Raw genomic sequence first — 20585 nt, 5'->3', positions numbered from 1 at the left:
TTAAAAAAAAGCATCTAAGATTATGTTCTTAGATGCTCATTGTGTTAACTAAGTAAATAATCTGGTACACAGTTATGAAACTGTTTTTTTCAATTTATCAGCGTGCATTTTTCTAAGTTTCGCCAATTTTGGGGTAATTACAGCACTGCAATACCCTTGTGCTTGATTGTTGTTGTAATAATCTTGATGGTAATCTTCCGCTTCGTAAAAAGTTTCGATCGGACTAATTTCTGTTACCACTGGATTTTCGTAATACGGATCGATTTGTTTGGTTACTTCTTCCGCTATTTTCTTTTGTTCTTCTGAATGGTAATAAATTACCGAGCGGTATTGCGAACCTACATCGGCACCTTGACGGTTTAATGTTGTAGGATCGTGACTCGTCATGAAAATAACAAGTAAATCTTCATACGAAATAACCGAAGGATCGAAGGTAACCTGTACTACTTCAGCATGTCCCGTAAGTCCCGAACACACTTCTCTATATGTTGGTTTTCCAGGAGCATTTCCGCCAGTATAACCCGATACCACTTTTTCAACTCCTGCAACTTCTTGAAAAATGGCTTCGATACACCAAAAGCATCCGCCACCTAAAGTTGCTAATTCAAAATTATTAGTTGTCATTTTCTACCCTTTCTAATTTAATTGATTCAGAATTTATACAATATCGTAACCCGCTTGGTGCTGGTCCATCTGGAAAAACATGTCCCAAATGCGCATCGCAAGTGTTACACATTACCTCTACACGCACCATCCCAAAAGCAGTATCTTTTTCATACTTAATTGCATTTTCTTTGATGGGTTGCGTAAAGCTTGGCCACCCCGAACTCGAGTCGTATTTAATAGTAGAATCGAACAGAGGCGTATCGCAACAAACACAACCGTATTTTCCGGCATCGTAAATAGAGCACAATGCCCCCGAATGCGCCATTTCGGTTCCTTTTAAACGTGTAATTCTATATTGTTCTGGGGTAAGCAGTTCTTTCCATTCTGCTTCTGTTTTTTCAACACGTCGGTCGGGAGTTGGGTTTCCTTTTACAGAAAAATTGATAACATCTTTCCAAGTTAACATAATGAATGTCCTTTCTGTTTTAGTTTATAATGAATTTTTAGATTTTCGTATCCAGAAATTGTGTGATACATTACAATAGTCGTAATTAATATCAATTCCTTACATTGATAAAAAAAATCTATTTCGGGAGGGAAGTACAAATGAAATATAAAAACTTTTACTGAAAGCAAAAAGAAAAACAGATTATTTTCGACAAAGTGTTTTTGTTGAACTACTGCTTAATATCTTTAAGTTTTAGCTGAAGATTAACCGAACCATTCCACTCATTTTCATCGATTGAATAAACTGCCGAGAACTGCTGTTGCTTTATCGTAGAAAGCCTATCTCCTAGATTAAATCCAATTCCATCTATAGTTTCATTTCCGCTTTGCGTTACACTTATTTTTAAGTGCGCATCTTCTTGCCCAACACATCGGCTTCTACCAGTATCTTTTAAATTTTGCGTTAAAAATACAGGCGACATGTTACTCGGGCCAAAAGGTGCAAATTGCTTTAATATTCTGTAGAATTTCGGAGTAATATCTTTTAAATCGATTTCTGCATCGACAACTATTTCTGGAGTCAACAATTTTTTATCGATGGTTGTTGCTACGGTATTTTCAAATTTCTTTTTAAACGCTTCGTACTGCGAAGGTTTTAACGTAAGTCCTGCTGCATATTTATGACCGCCAAATTGCTCCAAACAATCTTCGCAAGCTTCAATAGCATTGTACACATCAAAACCTTTAACCGAGCGTGCTGAAGCCGCCAATTTTTCGCCACTTTTGGTAAACACCAAAGTAGGCCTGTAATAGTTTTCAATCAATCGAGAAGCAACAATACCGATAACGCCTTTGTGCCAGTTTTCGTTGTAAACTACCGAAGTGTATTTTTCTTCTTCGTTATTATCTTTTATCTGCTGAAGAGCTTCTTCGGTAATTTCTTGATCTAAAGCTTTTCTATCAGTATTAAAATCATCTATTTCCGAAGCATAATCCTGTGCTGTTTTAAAATCTTTCTCGGTAAGCAATTGCACGGCATGGAGTCCGTGTTTCATCCTTCCAGCAGCATTAATTCGCGGAGCAATCACAAAAACAACATCGGTAATGGTGAGTTTCTTTTTGATGTGTTTTTTAATAATGGCTTTCATTCCCGCTCTTGGATGCTCGTTAATCACCTTGAGTCCATAGTATGCCAACACTCTATTCTCTCCAGTAATTGGGACGATATCTGCCCCGATGGCTGTTGCCACCAAATCGAGATACGGCAGAAAATCGGAAATTGTTTTTCCTTGCTTCGTTCCTAGCGCTTGTATGAGTTTAAAGCCAACGCCACAACCACAAAGCTCATCGTAAGGATAGTTACAATCGGTTTGTTTTGGATCTAAAATAGCCACTGCATCTGGAATTGTTTCTCCAGGGCGGTGATGATCGCAAATGATAAAATCGATTCCTTTTTCCTTAGCATACGCAATTTTATCAACTGCTTTGATTCCGCAATCGAGCGCAATAATGAGTGAAAATCCGTTGTCATCAGCAAAATCAATTCCTTGATACGAAACACCGTAACCTTCCTCATAGCGGTCTGGAATATATGTAGCAATACTTGGATATTGCTCCAACAAATAAGATGACATTAAAGATACCGCAGTTGTTCCATCAACGTCATAATCGCCATATACCAATATATTTTCATTATTAGCAAAAGCAGTTTCGATACGCGCTACCGCTTTTGCCATGTCTTTCATCAAAAAAGGATCGTGCAAATCGTCTAGCGATGGTCGGAAAAACTTTTTAGCTTCTTCAAAATTGGTAATTCCCCGTTGCAAAAGCAATACAGCAATGGTTGGATGCACTCCTAAAGAATTAGCAAGCGCATCGATATCTTCTTTTTTGGGCAAAGCTTTTACAGTCCAACGTGTCATGAACGAAATTCTATATTTGTATTCTTCTAAATAATTTTTATTGCTGAATTTACGCCGAATGGTAAATTGTTTCGATTTCAACCTCTGCAAATCGACGGAACATTTCCATTACTCCGCAATATTTTTCTACGGAAAGATCTACGGCACGATCTAATTTTTTTTCATCCAACTGCGCACCATAAAAATGATATGACACTTTTACTGAATGGTAATATTTTGGATGCTCATCGGTAAGCTCGGCAGTGATATCAATTTTAAAATCGTCAACCTCTAATTTCATTTTTTTAATTAACGAAGCAACGTCTAAACCAGAACATCCAGCCAAAGCCGAAAGCATTAACGCCTTAGGACGAAGTCCGTCGCCATCGCCACCATCTTCTGGACTTGCATCGATTAACAATTCGCCTGCAGGATTGGTAGAATGAAATTGCATATTTTTTTTCCAAGTGGTAATAACTGTATTTGTAGCTCCCATATTTTTTGAGTTTTAGTTTAAAATGAAGTCAAACGAACAGGGGTAAAATATACCGCAATTCGTAGTTTTCAAAAATAAGCATTCTGTTTTATAAAAAATCGATTTTAGCAAAGCTGTTTTCTAGTTCCTCTTTCGATTTAATTATGTGTTATGACAATTCTAATATTTCTTTCACCTGCTGTTGCAACACTGGAATTACATCCATTTCAAACCATTTGTTTTTAGCCATCCAAAACCTGTTGGTTGGTGAAGGATGCGGAATAGGAAGGTATTTTGGCAAGTATTCATAGTAGTTTTTTACCGTTTCGGTTAAATTTTTCTTAGCAGAATTTTCTAAATAACTCTTTTGCGCATACTGCCCAATTAAAATAGTAAGTTGCACATTGGGCATTTTTGACAATAATTGCTGATGCCATTGCGGTTTGCATTCGGATCGTGGTGGTAAATCGCCCGTTTTTGCTTTTCCTGGATAACAAAACCCCATCGGGATAACACCAAAATTATCGGAATTATAAAACACCTCATCTGTAACGCCCAACCAAGTTCTTAACTTTTTACCACTTTGATCGTCCCAATCAACACCAGTTGTATGCACTTTTAATCCTGGCGCCTGTCCGATAATTAATATTTTAGAGTGTTTAGAGGCTCGTAAAACAGGTCTTGGTCCTAACGGAAGGAACTCTGCACACACTTGACATTGACTTATTTCGTGTAATAATTTTTGCATTGACAGGAAGATTGTTTGCGTAAATTTACTACATAAAGATAAGGAAGTTTTTTGGTTACTTAACAAAGAAACAAATTCGAGTTTTGACGGTAATGTTGAAAAATACTAAAGAAAAACAGCTAAGGTTTTTAAAACCACGGATTTGTGACTTGACTTTTATTTAGAATTCTGTCAAACCGAGCGGAGTCGAGGTTTCACAGTAATTTATATAGTCGTAAAGAAAAGATAGGTGATAGGCAATGTCTTTAACAACATTCACTCATTTTCTTTTTATCTCATAAACTACCTTCAACAATTAAACACTTCATATTTAACTCATTGACATCAATTACATCAACTATACTTATTCTTAAACCAAACCTTTTTCCACTCGCGTTTAAGTACCAAAAAGGTAACAGCCTCAGATAGTTTTACTACATCGCTTCCGTCGAGCGACTTTATTTGTTCTTCTGAAACATCAATGATGTACAGAAAGTTTAAATAATCGGCAAAACGTTCATTTATCAGTAAAAAAATAGCTTCGTGAAGATCTCTTTTTAGCTTTTCAGGAGTAATAGAAACATTAAATTCGTGTTCTAAATTGGCCAATTTTAAATCTTTATTTAGCTGAAGAATAAGCTTTTTGTATAACTTTTCTTCGGAAGCTACTTGCAAAAGCTCTTGACTGTTGGTAAAATTGAAGGTCATTTTTTTATACGTGCTTCATTTTGTTTTACAAATGCTGCCCATCCAGAATAACTTTTTCCACTAACCACTTTTCCGCTGTTGTAAAAATGGCAAACTGCGGCCGCCAAACCATCGGTAGCATCTAAATTATCGGGTAATGTTTTAAGTTTTAAGAGGCTTTGTAACATTTTTGCCACTTGTTCTTTACTTGCATTTCCGCTTCCTGTAATGGCCATTTTTATTTTTTTGGGAGAATATTCGGTAATTGATATTTCTCTTGATAAACCTGCGGCCATTGCCACTCCTTGCGCTCTTCCGAGTTTCAACATGGACTGTACATTTTTTCCAAAGAAAGGCGCTTCAATGGCTATTTCATCTGGATGATAGGCATCGATAATCCCAATAGTATGCTCAAAAATTTTCTGTAATTTTAGGTAATGATCGGTGTATTTTTTCAGAATCAATTCATCCAATTGAATAAGTTCCATTTGTTGACCTACACATTTTATCAATCCAAAACCCATAATGGTAGTTCCGGGATCTATTCCTAATATGATGCGTTCTTTTTTAGACAATTTTTATTTTATTGAAGTGTGGTATTCAGTCTTACAAAGCTAACGAATTCTATTTGCTAAACACCTACATTGTATGTTATTCTACCTTTAAAATAATGGGGAGTTGTATTTTTATATTTACCGGAATATCACGTTTTAAAGCAGGGTATACACGGGGTAGGGTTTCAACACTATTTGCAATGAGGGTGTCGATTTCGGGGATTTCGTTGGCAATGTTTTTATTTTTTTTAATCTGAAGAATGGTCACATTTCCTTCTTTACCAATGAGCAGTTGCACATTAATAGTATCGTTTAAATTTTTATGCGTCACTAACTGATTTTTACTTAGTGTTGCTAAAAAATGTTGTGTGAATGTTTCCTGAAAACAACTGCGTTGTAGATCTCTAGAAGCGGTTTCATCGCAATTTTCAAATAAAGGGTATTGATCGACATCGTTCCAATTGATACTTTGTCGTTCTTTTTCTAGAATTTCTTGTTTCGCTTTTTCATCCGAAGTAAAAAGCTCACAAGAAACTAAAAACAAGCAAAAAATAATAACCCCAAACTTTTGCATGAAAATACTTTAAAGCCGAAAATTACAATTTTTTTAGGGTAATATGTAATAAATACATCGAAGTGAAAAATTTTTATTCGCTTGCCAGCAAATGAATTTCTTGTTTTAAAGCTGAAATTCGTTTTTTGGCATGTTCTGTAAAGACAGATTTATCAGGGAATTTAGTTACAAAATCTTCGTATAAATTAAGTTTGTATTTTGGGTCTTTGTAATATTCGTCGCTGTAAAAACAGATTTTATAAAGCGCAAAGTAGTTTTCTGGATTTTGCTCGTACGCCTTTTTAAAATAACCAATAGCAGTTTTTACATCTTTTTCTTCCAACGCAATATTTGCCAACGCATGGTACTCTGGAGTTAAATCTATTTTTTGAATTTCAATTGCAATGTTGTAGTTAATTTTTGCGCTGTCATATTGCTTTTCTTTGAAGTATATTTTTCCTAAACCTCTGTATCCTTCTGGGTCGCCATTGTCAATTTCTACGATTCGTTTATAGCACTCAAAAGCTTTTTCGTTTTCGTACATGAATTCATAACACTGTGCTAAACTTTTGTAGATATAGGTTTTTTCTTGATGTAATTCGATTAACTTTTCAAAGTACGGGATGGCTTCTTTTTTTTCGCCATAATTAAAATATGCCAAAGCCTTTAAATTGTTTAAATCGATTGAATTTGGAGCCATTTTTAAGCCAATTTCAGCATATTTATGAACCGAATCGTATTGCTTTTGTTGTAAATGATGCTTCCCTATTTGGTAGATGTTTTTAATATTGGTACTGTCAATTTTATAACTCATTTTAAACAAACCAATAGCTTGGTAAGGTTTCTTGGCAATGTTTTCTAACAGTCCGAGTTGGTAGTAGTAAAACGGATTTGGTTTGTTGTCGAAATTTGTAATGAGTTTGTAATAAACTTTTTTAGACTTTTCGAATTCAGAAATTTTAAAATACAATTTCCCTAATTCGTTTTGAGCAACGTATAAAGTAGGGTCTTGCTGAATCGTTTCGAGATACTGTTTTTCTGCTTTGTCGTAATTTCCCAAAGCCTGATAGGCGCGTGCTATTTGCAAATTTGCTTTTGGAGTTGGGTTTTGGGCATACAAATTTATTGCATCCACATAGTTGCCATTTTCATAGGCAGTAGTAGCATCAGAAAAAGTTGGAGCTTGCGCCCCAACCTTCATCATTGCTAATAACAAAATGGATGTAAAAAAAATTTTCATTGTTTTTTATTGCGAATTATTTGTATCGTCTGCGTTTAATTTAAACACTATAGGATATGCAAAAGTTACTGGTTTTGGTGTTCCCGATGCATCTTTACCTGGAATAAGCGTAGGTAAAGATTCTATAATTCGTCTTCCTTCAGCATCTAAAATAGGCGATGGAGCTCTAGTGTTTAAAATAGTAACCGAGCCGTCTGTGTTAATTCTGAAATTAATGTAAACCCTTCCTTGGATACCTGCGTCTTGTGCTTCTTCTGGGTATTTAAATGTAGCTCGAACATGCGCATCTAACTTTTCTTTAAAGCAGTTAAATTGTTCTTTTTCAGGCACGTTGTCACAGGCAGTAAATCTTGGTTTTTTGTTTATTACAGTAAAAGGAATGAACTCTTGTTTATCCAAGCGTTCCCCATCTTTTCCGTAACTATATTTTGGTAACGAACTCAAATATCTTTGTTCTTTTCCTTCTGGGCTGTTAGCAAAGTCTAAATATTCTTGATACGTTTTATTCTTAATTCTTTCAGCAGTTTCCTTTAAATTTTCTTGATCTTCTTTTTTAAAAGATTGGAAAACATGATACATCACGGCACTGCTTTTATAATATTCTTCTTTACTCTTGATGTCAATATTTTTTTGTTCATCTATTATTTCAGAAGAAATAGAATAGATACTTTCACCTTTATCTAACCTTTCCTGGATGAGGTCGTAATATTTATCGAAAAGGATGGTGTGTTCTTTACCTTCAATTGTATCATTTTCTGAATGTGATTCGCTTTCACACGAAGTGTAAAACAACATTCCTACAACAAGTGGTACGAGTAGTAAATACTTAAGTTGCCATACTTTTTTTGATTTTGATTTTTGTAACATAACGATTCGTTTTTTGAGTAATGAATGATTAAAAAATTGATTGACAAAAGAGATGTTTTCGGTTTGAAAGGCTTCTTGTAGCATTAACTGAAAATGCTCTTTTTTATGGTTTTTAACAGTCTTGGCATCGGCGATGAACTCGTGCAATTCTGTTACTCTTTTTTGATAGATATACACTAGCGGGTTGAACCAAAATACAATGCGTAGGATTTCGAAAAATATCAAATCCCATGAGTGTTTTTCTTTAATGTGTACCAATTCGTGCGCTATAATGTGGCGATGTTCTTTTTGTAATAAACTACTGCCTATAAAGATATTTTTAAAGAAGGAAAACGCTGTACTTTCTGTTGGTACTTCAATTTGAGTGTATTCTTTAAATCGGTTAATTTTTCCTTTACTTTTCAGTATAAATAACATGGATAATTTATACACAAACCAAGCAAAACTTAAGATGCATCCAAGGGTAAAAATCCATTGCCAAACATTCAAACTTGGTATGATTGTTTCCGATGCGGTTACAACTTGTTGTGTAGCATTTGCACTTACAGTTACTTCGGGTAATAAAAACACGTAATCTTGAGGGATGGTTGTTTTAAAGCGCTCTAATTTTATAAATGGTAATACTAACGAAAGTAGTGGTGTAGCCAATAAATAAGCGCGATTCCAATTAAAAAAGGTTTCTTTTTTTAAGAAGAAATCATAAATTACTAAAAACAGTAATTGGAAAGCGATGGTTTGGATAATGTACGACATGATTACTCTTTTTCGTGTTCTATTTCTTTTAAAATGGCTTCCATTTCTTGTAAACTGATGTCGTTTTTCTTCATAAAAAACGATACCATACTTTTAAAGGAACCCTGAAAATAACCGTCTACCAATTTGTTGATGGATTGATTACTGTACTCCGATTTTTTAAGAATAGGGAAGTATATGTAGCCTTTTCCTTCTTGCTCGTGGTCTACAAAACCTTTACTCTCTAAAATTCTAATAATGGTCGATATCGTATTGTAAGCAGGTTTCGGTTCGGGCAATTCTTTAATTACAGTTGCCACATTTGCACGTTCTAACTGCCATAAAATTTGCATAATTTCTTCTTCTGCTTTTGTAAGTTGTTTCATTTGATTTTTTATTGAACTAATTTGTTAGTTGAATTACTGATTGTAAATATAACTAAAATTTTAGTTTAAACTAATTTTTTAGTTAAAAAATATAATTTGTTGTTTGTTAAGAGGTTATTTCTTCGGAAGTAAAAAACTAAATAATTATAGGAATAGTACTGCTTTAAATATGTAACAAATAGTCCGTATCTTAGTCTGATAATTAAAAAAGGAAGATGGATATTGTATTGGTAATACTCGGTTTTGTATGTGTGCTTGTTGGAATTTTAGGAAGTTTTTTACCTGTTTTACCTGGTGCGCCTATTAGTTGGTTAGGACTTTTACTGCTTTATCTCACCAAAGCCATCCCGAATAATTGGTGGTTATTAGGAATTACACTGGTGGTTGCCATTGGCGTAGTTGTAGCCGATTATATTATCCCCGTTGCTGGGACCAAACGTTTTGGGGGCAGTAAATACGGTATGATAGGTACTACTGTTGGGTTAGTGGTGTCGATTGTTTTTCCTATTCTTGGTTTACTGGGGATTGTAATTTGGCCTTTTGTAGGTGCTTTTGTGGGAGAATTGTTTAACAAAGCCGATAATAAAACGGCCTTAAAAGCAGCTTTTGGTTCGTTTTTGGGCTTCTTAACAGGTACATTTTTAAAATTTGTAGTAGCAATTATTTTTCTAGGAATTTACCTTGCCAAGGTTTGGGAGTTTAGAAGTGTGTTGTTTTTAACGTAAGTTCGACATCAGAATGATGAATATTTGATAAAATTGACCTATTTAAAAAGTATTAAAAATCAAGGAAGCAGTGTTGGACGAAAGATAAAAAGCTGTTTGAGCGTAGCGAGTTCTTTTCATCTGTGGAGGGTGTTTCCGTAGATTTTCTCATGCTTTTTAAATCAGTCTTGACTTTCCTGCCTTCCGCAGGCAGGTTTGTTTCGTTTTTGTGTCAAGACAAAAATGAAAGTATAACTAAATTATTGAAAAACAGTTATTTAAAACTTTTCTGTATTGACATTTATATCGAACTGAGATTAAACAAGTTACAATCAATTAACAACTTTACATTGATAAAATAGCACTTTTGCTTCTTAACAGATATATGCTTAAATTCGCTACAAATCAATTGTATGGGATTATTAATTTTATTCGCCCTCGTGTCGATATTTTTTTCGTTTTTATGTTCGGTTTTAGAGGCTGTTTTTTTAAGTGTTACACCAACATTTATCAACGTTAAAAAACAAGAAGGCAAAGCATATGCTTTTACTTTAGAAAGCTTAAAGCAAAATGTAGATGCGCCACTTATTGCCATCCTTACCATCAATACCATAGCGCATACAGTAGGTGCTATTTTGGTAGGTGTTCAAGCAGAAAAACTCCCATACAAAATAGATATTTTAGGCTTTAATATCGTTGGGGTTGTATCGGCAATTATGACCATTTTAATTTTGGTTGTTTCAGAAATTATCCCAAAAACCATTGGAGCCACTTACTGGCGAAGACTTGCCAATTTTACAGCGAAAACTTTAACTATTATTATTTTTCCGCTGAAGTGGACAGGAATCATTTGGTTGCTTCAACTTACAACAAAACTCATTGGAGGGAAAAGTGCTCATGGCTCGGTTTTCAGTAGAGAAGACTTTACCGCTATGGCAGATATTGCACAAGAAGAAGGTGTTTTCCAAGAGTCGGAATCGACTATGCTTAAAAACCTACTGCGTTTTGACCAAGTACTCGCCAAAGATATTATGACGCCAAGAACGGTTATGAAAACTGCTTCTGAAGATACTACCATTGAGACTTTCTTTCAGCAGAATCCAAAATTGCGATTTTCTAGAATTCCAGTGTATAAAAACAGTGCCGACAATATTACGGGCTTCGTTTTAAAAGACCAAGTACTCGAAGCCATGATTAATGGCGAAGGAAAGGAAAAATTGAGTACGTTACGCAGAGATATTTTAATTGCTAAACGTAACATTCCGCTCCCAGAGTTGTTTGAAAAGTTTATAGGTAACCAAGACCATATTTCGTTGGTTGTAGATGAATACGGTTCGGTAAGCGGACTTGTAACTATGGAAGATATTATCGAAACCATTCTCGGACTAGAGATTGTTGATGAGAGTGATAATGTGGAAGATTTACAACTTTTAGCTCGAAGAAATTGGCAAATGCGCGCCGAAAGAATGGGCATTTTTGAAAAGCCTCAAACCGACGAGCCAGATGAAACAAGCAATCATTAAAACTCCACTAGGCAACACTAAAATAGTTGGCGATGAAAACGGCGTTAGCGCCATTACTGTTTTAGACGAAGAAACTCCAATTTCAGAACATATCCCTTTAGAACTGCAAGAAGCCACCGAGCAACTTAATGCGTATTTTAATGGTGATTTAAAAAAGTTTCAGTTTAAAATCAACCCACAAGGAACCGATTTTCAACAAAGAGTTTGGAAAGCATTATTAGAAATTCCCTTCGGAAAAACAACATCCTATTTAGAACTCTCTAAAACTTTAGGCGATGTAAAAGCCATTCGTGCAGTGGCATCTGCCAATAGTAAAAATCCGCTTTGGATTGTTGTTCCCTGCCATCGTGTAATTGGTAGCGACGGTTCACTCACAGGTTATGCAGGAGGTTTATGGCGAAAAAAATGGCTTTTAGAACACGAAAGTCCGTCGCCACAACAAAAGCTTTTTTAAATAGAAAATTCACTATATTTAATAGAATTCTTAAACTGATAAAAGATGCTTTACAAAGTAACTTTAGAGAATATCCTTTTTTTAGATATTGAAACCGTTCCAGAATTTTCTCAATTTGAAGAATTATCGGAAGAGAAAAAAGAACTTTGGGCACATAAAACGCAATACCAACGCAAAGAAGATTTTACTCCAGAAGAGTTTTATGACCGTGCAGGCATCTGGGCAGAATTCGGAATTATTGTTTGTATTTCGGTTGGCTATTTTACATTTAAAGGAGACCAACGTACGTTTAGAGTTACCTCAATTCACGGAGACGAAAAAGCTATTTTAACTGAATTTAAAACACTATTAGAAACTCATTACTACGAGTCGTACAAATTGCTATGCGGACATAACGCAAAAGAATTTGACTTTCCATTTATTGCAAGAAGAATGATTATTCATGGGATAAAATTACCTTCAAAACTAAATTTATTCGGAAAAAAACCATGGGAAATTCCTCATTTAGACACCATGGAACTATGGAAGTTTGGCGACTACAAACACTTTACTTCGCTCAAACTTTTAACCAATATCTTGAATATCCCATCGCCAAAAGACGATATAGACGGAAGCATGGTTTATCAGACGTTTTATATTGAAAAAGATATTGATAAAATTATTACCTACTGCGAAAAAGATGTTGTTGCTGTAGCCCAAATATTTTTACGTTTACGTGGTGAAGAACTACTAGAAGATTCCGAAATTAAGCATGTTTGATTTTTTAATAGAAAGAGTTAGAACTTTATCTGAAATGAGTAAAGAAGATAAAAAGCTAAAGTGTAAATCTAAATGGTCATAACTAGCGAAGTCGAGACATAGCATACTGTTTAACTGTTGAATCGGTTAACTGTTGAAGAAACTAAATGAGTTCAAATCGTGGGTTTACGATTTATTTCTTATTGTATTTAGAATATTGTGAAACCTCGACTCCGCTCGGTTTGACGGTATTTCCTGCAAAGTATCAAGGAAAAAAGAGGTAATGCTTACAACAAACCTTTTTCCTTACCTTTTTTACTCATTAACTTTCACCAGTAATCAATCAACCATATCTAAAGCAGTTTCCATAATTGGCAAAGACGACCATTTTTGAGCTTTTGCTTCTTGATAAATCGCAACAATTCGCGTTTTATAATCGGTTAATAACTGGTGCTGAATAGAAAACTTAACAGCTTCTTCAAACGACTTTGCCATGCTTTTATAAAATGCTTCGCTTTTAACGGCTTTTTCTTGATTGAATGTTTGCGCAATTTCAATAGTAAACCACATGACATCGGCTGTTAAAACAGGGTTCACTCCTAATTCAATAAAATGTTTAATGTGCTTTTGCGCTATAGACCTTCGCGCTTTTGGTTTGCGTCTGTTTATTGGGAAATATTCGTTGGCAATTTTAGTTTTTGCTACTTCAACAAGTTTGTCTTCTTTTGGATTGAAAACAAAATCGTAGAACTCCTTTACATTTTTAAACCGTGTGTATAAATCTAGAATTTGAGCTTCTAATTCTTCTTTTTCTAAGGATGTTAGATATTTTTTTAAATCGCGTTTAGACATTTAATTCATCTAAAAAATTGAAAGTTTACACACTAAAATTATAAATATTAGAATTACATCTAAATGATAAAACTAACTACATCCACAATTTCCATCGCCACAGTCTTTGCTATTTTTATTTCCGAAAAGAGCTTGGAGTTTTTTAGGGAACATAAATTTAAGCACTAGATAGACTACTGCCAAAATTAATATGATATAAACAAGAATACTTTGAAAGTCCATAGTATTAATTTATTTTTTTTAGTGTCTTGTTGAGACAATTATTTCTCGACTTCGCCTGAAACGACAAAGGTTCAAAATTGCTAAGACTCAAAGCAACAGAGTTAAAACTATATAAATTTCAACGATTAACCACTTTAACATTTAAACAATTTAAAATCATGAGATTTCTCACTGCACCTGTCTACCGACAGAGGCAGATTCGAAATGACAGCACGATCATATTCACTAATAAATATACTCTTTTAAATTATTTTATCAATTGATACGCAATAAGTGCAACCACATACGCAAAACCACTCATAAAAACTAGCTGTGCGGTAGGCCACATCCAACTATTTGTTTCTCGTTTAACAATCGCCAACGTACTCATACACTGCATTGCAAATGCATAAAATAATAAAAGCGAAATCCCAGATGCTAAATTAAACAATGGCGCTCCCGTTTCTGGGTTTCTTTCTGCTGCCATTCTGTTTTTTATAGTTTCTTCTTCATCACTTCCAACGCTATAAATAGTTGCCAAGGTTCCCACAAAAACTTCACGAGCAGCAAACGAACTTATCACCGCAATTCCGATTTTCCAATCGTATCCTAAAGGAGAAATTATTGGTTCGATAGCTTTTCCTGCGATTCCGATGTACGAATGTTGCAGTCTATACGAAGCTATTTTAGTTGATAATTCTTCTTCTGAAAGATTTTGAGATGATGGTTGTGCCATTACTGCTTCTTCAGCTAAATGAAAATTATCTGACGGTCCGTTTGAAGCCAAAAACCACAATACAATTGATATCGCTAATATGATTTTTCCTGCTCCAAAAACAAAACTCTTGGTCTTTTCAACAACGGTAATAAAAACATTTTTTAAAAGCGGAAGTTTATAGCTTGGCATTTCAACTACAAAAAACGTTTTACTTTTAATTTTCAATATTTTATTCAATATCCATGCTGAAAAAACAGCCATTCCGAAACCGAGTAAATACAGAAGCATTAGGGTAATTCCTTGTAAATTCATCCCAAAAAAACGTTCGTTTGGAATGACTAATGCAATAATGATAAGGTACACTGGTAGTCGTGCCGAACAAGTGGTAAAAGGAGTTACCAAAATGGTAATGAGGCGTTCTTTCCAGTTTTCGATATTTCGAGTTGCCATAACAGCTGGAATTGCACATGCAGTACCAGAAATTAGCGGTACAACACTTTTTCCGCTCAAGCCAAATTTTCGCATAATTCTGTCCATTAAAAACACTACGCGACTCATATAACCCGATTCTTCAAGAATAGAAATAAAGAGAAATAAAAAGGCAATTTGCGGAATGAAAATTACAATTCCGCCAAGTCCAGGCACAATTCCTTCAGCAATTAAATTGGTCAGCATTCCGTCTGGTAAAACCTCTTTTGTCCATTCACTTAAAAAAGCAAAAGTTTCGTCGATTAAATCCATTGGGTAGCTACTCCAATCGTAAATAGCCTGAAAAATGATTAATAAAATGAAGAAGAAAATAACATATCCCCACACTTTATGCGTTAAAATTCGGTCTAAAGAAGCTCTAAAACCTTTAGCAGCATTCACGTCAACTTTGTAGGCTTCTTTTAAAACTCCGTTAATAAATTGATAACGCAACACCGTTTCTTTGTGTTGCATTTTTTTTAATTCTGATAACGATTTGGTTGAAAATTGAGAAGTATCTTCAACTAACTTTCTATCTAAATTTACAAAATTAGCGTCTTGTGTAATCACCAACCACAACTTGTAAATATCTTGTGCAGGAAAAGCCGATTTTAATTTATCGAAATATTCTGGGTCGATAACCGTAGCGTCTACACAAGGTTTTGTAGAAATGGTTTTATAGTTAGCAATTAAATCTTTCAAGGTATCAATACCAAGTTTTTTACGAGTACTCACCACCGCCACTTTGGTATGAAGTCTTTTTTCAAGCGCTTCTACATCTAGCGAAATCCCTCTGCGTTCCATTCTATCAGCCATGTTGACTACTAAAATGGTTGGAATTTTTAAATCTTTTATCTGTGTAAAAAGAAGTAAGTTTCGCTTTAAATTCTCCACATCGGTAACAACTACCGCCACATCTGGAAAATCTTTGTCGTTTTTATTCAGCAATAATTCAATAACCACATTCTCGTCGAGCGAGTTGGCATTTAAACTATAGGTTCCTGGCAAATCTATGATATGCGCTTTTACGCCACGCGGAAGTTTACAAACTCCTTCTTTCTTTTCTACGGTAATCCCTGGGTAATTCCCTACTTTTTGGTTTAATCCTGTAAGCTGATTAAAAACCGATGTTTTCCCTGTGTTTGGGTTCCCTATGAGGGCAACATTTATTTGCTTACTCATATAGCAGTATTTTCTAGGATATCTATTTCTATTTGAAGCGCAGTTTCTCTACGAATTGCTAAATACGAACCATTAATATTTAAATACAATGGATCTCTAAAAGGTGCAATTTGCAACAACTCTACTTGGTTTCCAGGCAAACACCCCATTTCTAAAAGTTTTATAGGAATGATGTCTGTGGAAAATTCTTTGATGATGGCTCGCTGGCCTCTTTTTAAATCTGCAATCGTCAACTTCAAAATCTTATTTAGATTGATTTTAAGTAAGCAAAAATAAGATAAATATTAGGTTTGATGAAATATTAACAGCTATTTATGATATGTTTTAATTGGAGGAAATGTTAAATTAAAGAGGCTAACTTTTATCTCATTAACTCATTTTATTTAGAGCAATGTGAAACCGAGCGAAGTCAAAAAGAATAAACCGCTAAGGTTTCTAAAACCTTAGCGGTTATATTTTTAATTCATTAACTTTCTTCAACAATTAACCGATTCAACAGTTTATCAGTTTTAACTCTTCTCTAGCTTTGGTTTTTCTTTTGGGATTAAATCGATTTCCAATGCTTTGTAGTCGAGTTTCCAACCAATTGCTTGTACCATATTTTCAATCATCAATACAGCATCGAGGGCTTCTTTTTTAGCAGATTCTAAAAGTCCGCTTTCTGGAATCTTCTTTAAAATATGCTCTTTCGCTTCGTTGTGAAGCGTCGATAGGTCGTCGGTTTTAAACCAATTAAAAAGTCCTTCTTTAATATCGTAATACTTTACATCTGGCTCAACACTTAACACTTCGGGCTCTGGAAATGCAGTGAGAATTATTTTTTTAGCATCGGCATCGGCGTGCATTTCAATTTTCTTTAAATCGAAGCCAACATTCACTTTTGCGTTAATAACAAGTAGAGCTTTCTTTTTACTGCTGATGAGTTTCATAAAGTGCTCACGAACATTTTCATACTGATAAATCTCGGCAAATTCTCCTTCAACAGTAATTAGTTTATATACATTTCTGATTTTCTCCAATAAAATTATCGATTGCTCCTGAGTGTTTTCAGTAGAACGTTTTTTCCAAAAAATAGAAACCAGCCAATAAGTCCCTAAAATTCCTAATAATAAACCTAAAAGTATTTGAACAATGTCACTCATCAATTTAAAATTTTATATAAAATAGGTTTGCTGGGGGAGGCATCGTTTACAAACGAAGCAATTTGGAGGTTTAAAAAATACAGTCCGTCTGTAACCAAATTGGGTACAAAAATAAACTCTGTAATGGTAGCATCCAACCGCATTTGCGTGTTAAAATTCCAAAACGCTTTGTGTGCCAACAATTTCCCGTCGTCTTTTTCTTTATCAACCGATGGTAAATCAATCAGCAAATGTTTAATACCACTAGCTTGTATAAATATAGCAGTTTCTTCGGAAAGATACGGCGGATTGGTATGCGAGTATTGTTTGGTTAGTTTTTCTTCGGAATTTGGAAGTGTACGAATAACAAGTGCTTCTGCCGTTGTATTTTTTAAAACCAACTCCAACTGATGCTTTTGAATTATAAAATCGTCTCCCACTTTTTCGGGAGTTATAGAAACAACTTCAGCTAAAAAGAAAAACTGTTTTAAAACATCATTTATACTGTAAAACTCTTTGGTAATATGCCCCACACATTCGGTATGGGTTCCGTGGGCGTGTGGGTTAAAATTTATGTTGTTAAAGTTGGTAGAAGCGCCAGCTTTAACGCTTCCAACAAAGTTTTCGGCAGTAACAGGTTTAATTTCTGGTGATGGAACATACCACGCATTTGGATTAGTCTTATCGCCTTTTAACGGAATTGAAATATCGATAGGTTTTGATAAATCTATCAAATACGTATTGCCTTTATGCTCAATGTTTGTTTTCATTATTTTTATTCAATCACAAACAAATCGGAAGCTATTCCGTCTGCTAAAAATTTTCCTTTTTGAGTAGTTTTCAATGTCTGTTTTGTGCCGTTTTCTACAAGCGTTAAAAGTTCTTTTTCTAAGTATTTTTCTGCTTGTTTTAAGAGGTAAGCTACGTATTTTTCGCCAAATTCAAACTTTATTTTTTCAAGAGAAACCCCCCATACAGTTCGAAGTCCGGTCATGACACTCTCATTATAACGGTCGTTTATTGAGAGTTCTTCCACTTCATTTGGGATGTTATCTTCAGAAATTGCTTTTATGTATTTGGAGTTGTTATTGATGTTCCAACTTCTGTTTTTTCCGTCAAAACTATGTGCCGATGGACCAATACCTAGATATTTTCTACCGAGCCAATATGCGGTGTTATTTCTGCTAAAAAAACCTTCTTTTCCAAAGTTTGACAATTCGTAATGTATAAAATTATGTTGCTGAAGTGTTTCTGTTAAGATATCAAAATGTTGCTGTGCAAGCGCATCGTCTACATCGTCTAAAGTTCCTTTTTCGATAAATTTTGCTAAAGCTGTTTTGGGTTCTACCGTAAGTGCGTAGCTCGAGATATGCGGAATGTTAAACGACAGTGCCGTAGCTATATTTTCTTGCCATTTTTCAACAGACATATGTTGTATTCCGTAAATTAAATCGATCGAAATATTACTGAAATATTGCGTAGCCGTTTCTAAACACTGTATTGCTTCTTTTGCGTTGTGCGCACGGTTCATCAGTTTTAAATCATCTTCAAAAAAAGATTGTATCCCGATGCTTAAACGGTTTATTGGTGTTTGCGCTAAGGCGATAATCTTCTCCTTACTCAAATCGTCGGGATTGGCTTCGAGTGTAATTTCGGGGTTTTCAGCAACCGTAAAATGATGATACACCGCATCGATCATAGTGTTAATTTCTTCCGTAGAAAGAACACTTGGCGTACCGCCTCCAAAGTAAATAGTTTCGACAGGTGTTTGTAATTCATCCTTCCGCAGAAACAATTCTTTAGTAATGGCATTTATCATTTCGGATTTCTTTTTCATGGAGGTAGAAAAATGAAAATCGCAATAATGACATGCTTGTTTACAAAACGGGATATGGATATAAATTCCTGCCATAGTGCAAAGGTATTATTTAGCGTGTTAGATTTGCTTGTTGTTGTGAGATATAATTAATTTTATGCGATAAAAAAAGCCCAGAAAACTCTGGGCTTATACTAAACTAAATTTAGTTCGACATTAATTCACAAATAAATTGTAGCCGGGGGGAGTGAGTATAGCTCACCAAAAATCTTAGTTAGTTTTTATTTTTTCAATTTTTAAGTTATAAAAATGTAAGAATATTTACGATAAATTTATATAAAATATTTTACAAATATAGCGTTTATTCTATTAAAGTTTGAATTCTAGCCATAGAATTATTCAAAATCAGTAGTTTATACAAAAAAATATAATCAATATAGCTCGTTAGAAATTGAAATAGTGTATATTTGCACCCGCTTTAGCCACATGGCGAGCGATTTTATTATTAATAATTGGGGTCGAGAACCTCGCTAATTAATGGATTATGCCAGTAAAAATTAGATTACAAAGACACGGTAAAAAAGGAAAACCTTTTTATTGGGTAGTAGCGGCAGATGCTCGCGCAAAAAGAGATGGTAAATTTCTTGAGAAATTAGGAACTTACAATCCAAACACAAATCCAGCTCAAATCGACTTAAACGTTGATAGTTCTGTAAAGTGGCTTCAAAATGGTGCACAACCAACTGATACTGCTAAAAGAATTTTATCTTACAAAGGAGTGTTATTAAAACACCACTTATTAGGAGGAGTTGCAAAAGGTGCTTTAACTGAAGACGAAGCTCAAAAGAAATTTGATGCTTGGGTTGAAGAAAAATCAGGAAAAGTAGAAGCTAAAAAAGGTGAATTAAGCAAAGCTAAAGAAGAAGCTAAAGCTAAAGCACTTGAGGCTGAAAAAGAAATTAATGAAAAACGTATGGCAGCAGCTGCAGAAGCAGAAGCTCCAGCGGAAGAAGAAACTGCTCCTGAGGCAGAAGCAGAAGCAACAGCTGAAGAGCCTGCTGCTGAAGCACAGGAAGAAGATAAAGCAGACGCTTAATAAAAACTTTTTATGAGAAAAGAAGATTGCTTCTATCTCGGAAAAATAGTTAAAAAGTACGGCTTTAAGGGAGAGTTGCTAGCAAAGCTAGATACCGACGAACCTGAACTCTACAAAAATTTGGAATCAGTATTTATTGCTCATGGCAGTAATCTGGTTCCTTTTTTTATAGAAAAATCTTCACTCCATAAATCGCAATTATTGCGTATGAAATTGGAAGATGTAGATACCGAAGCCGAGGCCGATTCTATTTTAAAGAGTGAATTGTACTTACCCCTATCTTTTTTGCCAAAACTTACTGGGAATCAATTTTATTTCCACGAAATTATTGGCTTTAAGATGAAAGATAAAACATATGGAGAAGTAGGAATTATAACTTCTGTGAACGATAATACTGCGCAAGCTTTATTTGAAGTTGAAAACAACGGAAAGCAAATTTTAATTCCGATGAATGATGAGTTTATTGTAAAAGTAGACCGTCAGCAAAAAGAAATTATTGTGAGTACTCCAGAAGGACTCATCGATTTGTATTTGTAA

At 34.6% G+C, this 20585-nt stretch carries 23 protein-coding genes; 6 read left to right on the top strand and 17 right to left on the bottom strand.

The window, feature by feature from the left end; all coding sequences use genetic code 11:
• Positions 1-72: 72 nt before the first annotated feature.
• The 11 genes from msrA to JMA43_RS02690 all read right to left on the bottom strand — a co-directional run bounded on the left by msrA (position 73) and on the right by JMA43_RS02690 (position 9175).
• On the bottom strand, positions 73-624 hold the full coding sequence (msrA, locus tag JMA43_RS02740; protein ID WP_342154702.1) for a peptide-methionine (S)-S-oxide reductase MsrA: 552 nt from the start codon (positions 622-624) through the stop codon (positions 73-75).
• The gene (msrB, locus tag JMA43_RS02735) at positions 614-1072 is read right to left on the bottom strand and encodes a peptide-methionine (R)-S-oxide reductase MsrB (protein ID WP_342154700.1); all 459 of its coding nucleotides are present in this window, start codon (positions 1070-1072) and stop codon (positions 614-616) included. The genes msrA and msrB overlap by 11 nt, the downstream gene beginning before the upstream one ends.
• Positions 1073-1283: 211 nt before the next feature.
• Positions 1284-2975: a single-stranded-DNA-specific exonuclease RecJ gene (gene recJ, locus JMA43_RS02730; protein ID WP_342154698.1), complete on the bottom strand. Its 1692-nt coding sequence runs from the start codon at positions 2973-2975 to the stop codon at positions 1284-1286.
• A 49-nt stretch (positions 2976-3024) separates the two neighbouring features.
• Complete coding sequence (locus JMA43_RS02725) at positions 3025-3450, bottom strand: OsmC family protein (RefSeq protein WP_342154696.1); 426 nt, start codon at positions 3448-3450, stop codon at positions 3025-3027.
• 148 nt (positions 3451-3598) lie between these two features.
• Positions 3599-4177 (bottom strand): uracil-DNA glycosylase family protein, encoded by a 579-nt coding sequence (locus JMA43_RS02720; RefSeq protein ID WP_342154694.1) that lies wholly within the window; start codon positions 4175-4177, stop codon positions 3599-3601.
• 333 nt (positions 4178-4510) lie between these two features.
• Positions 4511-4864: a hypothetical protein gene (locus JMA43_RS02715; protein WP_342154692.1), complete on the bottom strand. Its 354-nt coding sequence runs from the start codon at positions 4862-4864 to the stop codon at positions 4511-4513.
• The gene (ruvC, locus tag JMA43_RS02710) at positions 4861-5418 is read right to left on the bottom strand and encodes a crossover junction endodeoxyribonuclease RuvC (RefSeq protein WP_342154690.1); all 558 of its coding nucleotides are present in this window, start codon (positions 5416-5418) and stop codon (positions 4861-4863) included. The genes JMA43_RS02715 and ruvC overlap by 4 nt, the downstream gene beginning before the upstream one ends.
• A gap of 76 nt (positions 5419-5494) precedes the next feature.
• Positions 5495-5971 (bottom strand): hypothetical protein, encoded by a 477-nt coding sequence (locus JMA43_RS02705; RefSeq protein ID WP_342154688.1) that lies wholly within the window; start codon positions 5969-5971, stop codon positions 5495-5497.
• Between the two features lie 73 nt (positions 5972-6044).
• A complete protein-coding gene (locus tag JMA43_RS02700) occupies positions 6045-7190 on the bottom strand; it encodes a tetratricopeptide repeat protein (protein ID WP_342154686.1) in 1146 nt (381 codons plus the stop codon).
• A 6-nt stretch (positions 7191-7196) separates the two neighbouring features.
• Positions 7197-8810, bottom strand: a complete 1614-nt coding sequence (locus tag JMA43_RS02695; RefSeq protein WP_342154684.1) for a M56 family metallopeptidase — start codon at positions 8808-8810, stop codon at positions 7197-7199.
• Positions 8811-8812: 2 nt separating this feature from the next.
• On the bottom strand, positions 8813-9175 hold the full coding sequence (locus JMA43_RS02690) for a BlaI/MecI/CopY family transcriptional regulator (protein ID WP_342154682.1): 363 nt from the start codon (positions 9173-9175) through the stop codon (positions 8813-8815).
• Between the two features lie 215 nt (positions 9176-9390).
• On the opposite strand from JMA43_RS02690, the gene JMA43_RS02685 reads away from it, so the two are divergent.
• The 4 genes from JMA43_RS02685 (at position 9391) to JMA43_RS02670 (ending at position 12615) form a co-directional block, all read left to right on the top strand.
• Positions 9391-9900, top strand: a complete 510-nt coding sequence (locus JMA43_RS02685; protein WP_342154680.1) for a DUF456 domain-containing protein — start codon at positions 9391-9393, stop codon at positions 9898-9900.
• 392 nt (positions 9901-10292) lie between these two features.
• Positions 10293-11402, top strand: coding sequence for a hemolysin family protein (locus JMA43_RS02680; RefSeq protein WP_342154678.1), 1110 nt, complete (start codon positions 10293-10295; stop codon positions 11400-11402).
• Positions 11383-11856, top strand: coding sequence for a methylated-DNA--[protein]-cysteine S-methyltransferase (locus tag JMA43_RS02675; protein WP_342154676.1), 474 nt, complete (start codon positions 11383-11385; stop codon positions 11854-11856). Before JMA43_RS02680 ends, JMA43_RS02675 begins: the two co-directional genes overlap by 20 nt.
• A 45-nt stretch (positions 11857-11901) precedes the next feature.
• Positions 11902-12615 (top strand): 3'-5' exonuclease, encoded by a 714-nt coding sequence (locus JMA43_RS02670; RefSeq protein WP_342154674.1) that lies wholly within the window; start codon positions 11902-11904, stop codon positions 12613-12615.
• A 318-nt stretch (positions 12616-12933) separates the two neighbouring features.
• On the opposite strand, the gene JMA43_RS02665 is transcribed toward JMA43_RS02670, so the two are convergent.
• The 6 genes from JMA43_RS02665 to hemW all read right to left on the bottom strand — a co-directional run bounded on the left by JMA43_RS02665 (position 12934) and on the right by hemW (position 19048).
• Positions 12934-13446, bottom strand: a complete 513-nt coding sequence (locus JMA43_RS02665) for a DUF6155 family protein (RefSeq protein WP_342154672.1) — start codon at positions 13444-13446, stop codon at positions 12934-12936.
• Positions 13447-13915: 469 nt separating this feature from the next.
• Positions 13916-16015, bottom strand: a complete 2100-nt coding sequence (gene feoB, locus JMA43_RS02660; protein WP_342154670.1) for a ferrous iron transport protein B — start codon at positions 16013-16015, stop codon at positions 13916-13918.
• Positions 16012-16254, bottom strand: coding sequence for a FeoA family protein (locus JMA43_RS02655; RefSeq protein ID WP_342154668.1), 243 nt, complete (start codon positions 16252-16254; stop codon positions 16012-16014). The genes feoB and JMA43_RS02655 overlap by 4 nt, the downstream gene beginning before the upstream one ends.
• 270 nt (positions 16255-16524) lie before the next feature.
• The gene (locus JMA43_RS02650; protein ID WP_342154666.1) at positions 16525-17157 is read right to left on the bottom strand and encodes a DUF4230 domain-containing protein; all 633 of its coding nucleotides are present in this window, start codon (positions 17155-17157) and stop codon (positions 16525-16527) included.
• Entirely contained in the window at positions 17157-17906 is a 750-nt protein-coding gene (locus JMA43_RS02645; RefSeq protein ID WP_342154664.1) for a cyclase family protein, read from the bottom strand. The genes JMA43_RS02650 and JMA43_RS02645 overlap by 1 nt, the downstream gene beginning before the upstream one ends.
• 5 nt (positions 17907-17911) lie before the next feature.
• Entirely contained in the window at positions 17912-19048 is a 1137-nt protein-coding gene (hemW, locus tag JMA43_RS02640; protein ID WP_342154662.1) for a radical SAM family heme chaperone HemW, read from the bottom strand.
• A gap of 448 nt (positions 19049-19496) precedes the next feature.
• Between hemW and JMA43_RS02635 the strand changes: the two genes are divergently transcribed.
• Positions 19497-20048 (top strand): 30S ribosomal protein S16, encoded by a 552-nt coding sequence (locus tag JMA43_RS02635; RefSeq protein WP_342154660.1) that lies wholly within the window; start codon positions 19497-19499, stop codon positions 20046-20048.
• 12 nt (positions 20049-20060) lie between these two features.
• A complete protein-coding gene (gene rimM, locus JMA43_RS02630) occupies positions 20061-20585 on the top strand; it encodes a ribosome maturation factor RimM (protein WP_342154658.1) in 525 nt (174 codons plus the stop codon).

The sequence above is a fragment of the Joostella sp. CR20 genome (assembly GCF_038433465.1).
Taxonomy (GTDB): Bacteria; Bacteroidota; Bacteroidia; order Flavobacteriales; family Flavobacteriaceae; genus Galbibacter.
The sequence above is the reverse complement of the archived record's forward strand: the minus strand, read 5'-3'. Positions and strand labels throughout refer to the sequence as shown.

Excerpts from the sequence above, each read along its gene's own strand:
- msrA (WP_342154702.1), bottom strand. The coding sequence starts at position 624 with ATGACAACTAATAATTTTGAATTAGCAACTTTAGGTGGCGGATGCTTT.
- msrB (WP_342154700.1), bottom strand. The coding sequence starts at position 1,072 with ATGTTAACTTGGAAAGATGTTATCAATTTTTCTGTAAAAGGAAACCCA.
- recJ (WP_342154698.1), bottom strand. The coding sequence starts at position 2,975 with ATGACACGTTGGACTGTAAAAGCTTTGCCCAAAAAAGAAGATATCGAT.
- JMA43_RS02725 (WP_342154696.1), bottom strand. The coding sequence starts at position 3,450 with ATGGGAGCTACAAATACAGTTATTACCACTTGGAAAAAAAATATGCAA.
- JMA43_RS02720 (WP_342154694.1), bottom strand. The coding sequence starts at position 4,177 with ATGCAAAAATTATTACACGAAATAAGTCAATGTCAAGTGTGTGCAGAG.
- JMA43_RS02715 (WP_342154692.1), bottom strand. The coding sequence starts at position 4,864 with ATGACCTTCAATTTTACCAACAGTCAAGAGCTTTTGCAAGTAGCTTCC.
- JMA43_RS02705 (WP_342154688.1), bottom strand. The coding sequence starts at position 5,971 with ATGCAAAAGTTTGGGGTTATTATTTTTTGCTTGTTTTTAGTTTCTTGT.
- JMA43_RS02700 (WP_342154686.1), bottom strand. The coding sequence starts at position 7,190 with ATGAAAATTTTTTTTACATCCATTTTGTTATTAGCAATGATGAAGGTT.
- JMA43_RS02695 (WP_342154684.1), bottom strand. The coding sequence starts at position 8,810 with ATGTCGTACATTATCCAAACCATCGCTTTCCAATTACTGTTTTTAGTA.
- JMA43_RS02690 (WP_342154682.1), bottom strand. The coding sequence starts at position 9,175 with ATGAAACAACTTACAAAAGCAGAAGAAGAAATTATGCAAATTTTATGG.
- JMA43_RS02685 (WP_342154680.1), top strand. The coding sequence starts at position 9,391 with ATGGATATTGTATTGGTAATACTCGGTTTTGTATGTGTGCTTGTTGGA.
- JMA43_RS02680 (WP_342154678.1), top strand. The coding sequence starts at position 10,293 with ATGGGATTATTAATTTTATTCGCCCTCGTGTCGATATTTTTTTCGTTT.
- JMA43_RS02675 (WP_342154676.1), top strand. The coding sequence starts at position 11,383 with ATGAAACAAGCAATCATTAAAACTCCACTAGGCAACACTAAAATAGTT.
- JMA43_RS02670 (WP_342154674.1), top strand. The coding sequence starts at position 11,902 with ATGCTTTACAAAGTAACTTTAGAGAATATCCTTTTTTTAGATATTGAA.
- JMA43_RS02665 (WP_342154672.1), bottom strand. The coding sequence starts at position 13,446 with ATGTCTAAACGCGATTTAAAAAAATATCTAACATCCTTAGAAAAAGAA.
- feoB (WP_342154670.1), bottom strand. The coding sequence starts at position 16,015 with ATGAGTAAGCAAATAAATGTTGCCCTCATAGGGAACCCAAACACAGGG.
- JMA43_RS02650 (WP_342154666.1), bottom strand. The coding sequence starts at position 17,157 with ATGAGTGACATTGTTCAAATACTTTTAGGTTTATTATTAGGAATTTTA.
- JMA43_RS02645 (WP_342154664.1), bottom strand. The coding sequence starts at position 17,906 with ATGAAAACAAACATTGAGCATAAAGGCAATACGTATTTGATAGATTTA.
- hemW (WP_342154662.1), bottom strand. The coding sequence starts at position 19,048 with ATGGCAGGAATTTATATCCATATCCCGTTTTGTAAACAAGCATGTCAT.
- JMA43_RS02635 (WP_342154660.1), top strand. The coding sequence starts at position 19,497 with ATGCCAGTAAAAATTAGATTACAAAGACACGGTAAAAAAGGAAAACCT.
- rimM (WP_342154658.1), top strand. The coding sequence starts at position 20,061 with ATGAGAAAAGAAGATTGCTTCTATCTCGGAAAAATAGTTAAAAAGTAC.